Raw genomic sequence first — 1813 nt, forward strand, 5'->3', positions numbered from 1 at the left:
CGATTGTGTATAGCGGTACTAAACTAAATATCAATTACTGGATTGATGAGATCCTGGATGAAGACCAACAGGAGGAGCTTCATGAGTATTTTATTGATGCTGAAACCGATAAAATAGATGCAGCAATAAAAGAGTTTGACGGAGACTACGACGATGAAGAATTAAGGTTGTATCGTATCAAATTTATCAGTGAAGTGGCGAATTAGGATTGGATTAATCGTGATTCGATAATTCGTGATTCGTTAAGATGCTTGCATGCAGTAACCTTTATTCCTCTGATAATTACCAACTGAGCGCTCGTAATCGTGAACCGGATTACTTTCCTCCGTTATTTTGAAGGTCAAAAACGCACTGGTGGTCCAGATCGGGGATATTACCACCCTCTATTACATCAACAATTCCGCTGCCAAATTCTATGGATGCCTGCATGAGACAGCCAGAGACATTACAATGCCCTGCATTTTCTTCATCTTTATGGTCAGATTGAGGGTCGGTGCCCAGGTCTACCAAACCAAACAGATGCCCGAATTCGTGATTAAGGGTGGCAGCTTCAATATCGGCTTTGGAAGGAGCGTTGTGACGTTGGGAAAAATCCTTAATAGTTTCTCCGTAAATCACCATAGAAGTATTTCTAAAGGCTGAGCCCAGTACAAAGCGGTTATCTTCATCTTTTTCACTGCTTCCGTCGGCAAAATAGATAAAAACTGCAATCTCGTCTCCTACAGTGTAATTATCACGAAGATCTCTTTCAATTTCCGCGATTTCTTCGATCTCAAAAGGAGCTTTTCCTGAAGACTCAACCGCCCGAAGGCTAATCTGAATTCCATCTGGTTTATAGACACGTTTTTCCAAAAAATCAGTGAACTGCTCTATAGCTTCCGGAGAGGGGGAATAACCGGTAACATAAGCGATCTCAATATTCATAGAGGTGTATCGCTCATCGCTAAGCAAATCCCTGGCCGAATCCCCTAAACCAAGTAGGTTAGCAGATTTATCGATCTTGTTATCATCATCAGTATTATCAGAGGTACAGGACGATAATACCAGAAAAAGGGATAAAAACAGCGCTAAGTGATTAATTTTAAGCATTCGAGAAAAATTGAAATTTTGGTAAAAATAGAAATTTAATGCTTTTGCGGCTTTAATTCAGCTAAATAATCGTAGTGTTCTCCTTTTTTTAGAAGTTTACAGCTGAAATTATTCATTTCGGCTGCCATTTGCAGGGAATTAAAATCGATATAAAGCCAATTGAACCATGCACCTTTTTCACCCTTATAGCTTAGCTGAAATTCAATTTCGCCGTAGTAGCCCCGGGTAGGGTCCACCCAAATGCCACCGTCTTCATCTTTATCGAAAAGAAAACTAAGGTCTGAGGAATCCAGCAGGATCTTTCCTTCCGGGTTTAGCAGTTTTCTGGCCTGGGTGAAAAATATATCCAGATTGGCGAGTTTTCCAATTATTCCGCTGCCATTCATCAGCATCAAGATAGTGTCAAAGCTTTCATTCTGAAGGTCGAAGAAATCGATTTTTCGGACATCATTGAGGCCTCTTAAACCTGCAATTTCAATAGCAGCTTCAGAAGTGTCTATCCCTGTGACCTTTAATTTTTTTTCATTCTGAAGATACAGGCCATGGCTTCCTGCACCGCAGCCAACATCAAGCACACGCCCGGAACACAGCTGAAGTGCTTTTTTTTCCAAAGGTGGCATTTCAGAAAAACTTCTGAATAAATACTGAACAGGGATAAGATCGTCATCAAAATCGGGAGAATGTACCTCGATAGGCGTCTCGTCTTTGGAATGATAAAAAGCGG

Annotated in this window: 3 protein-coding genes; 1 reads left to right on the forward strand and 2 read right to left on the reverse strand. The window is 40.8% G+C overall.

The annotated features are described in order from the left end of the window. Window positions 1-206, forward strand: a 206-nt coding sequence (locus ACESK1_RS13265; RefSeq protein WP_372920646.1) for a hypothetical protein, incomplete at its 5' end; no start/stop codon positions are given. Between the two features lie 109 nt (window positions 207-315). On the opposite strand, the gene ACESK1_RS13270 is transcribed toward ACESK1_RS13265, so the two are convergent. Further along, the gene (locus ACESK1_RS13270; protein WP_372920647.1) at window positions 316-1089 is read right to left on the reverse strand and encodes a hypothetical protein; all 774 of its coding nucleotides are present in this window, start codon (window positions 1087-1089) and stop codon (window positions 316-318) included. A 35-nt stretch (window positions 1090-1124) separates the two neighbouring features. After that, window positions 1125-1813, reverse strand: a 689-nt coding sequence (locus ACESK1_RS13275; protein ID WP_372920648.1) for a cyclopropane-fatty-acyl-phospholipid synthase family protein, incomplete at its 5' end; no start/stop codon positions are given.

It is taken from the genome of Salegentibacter sp. (assembly GCF_041642575.1).
Classification (GTDB): Bacteria; Bacteroidota; Bacteroidia; order Flavobacteriales; family Flavobacteriaceae; genus Salegentibacter.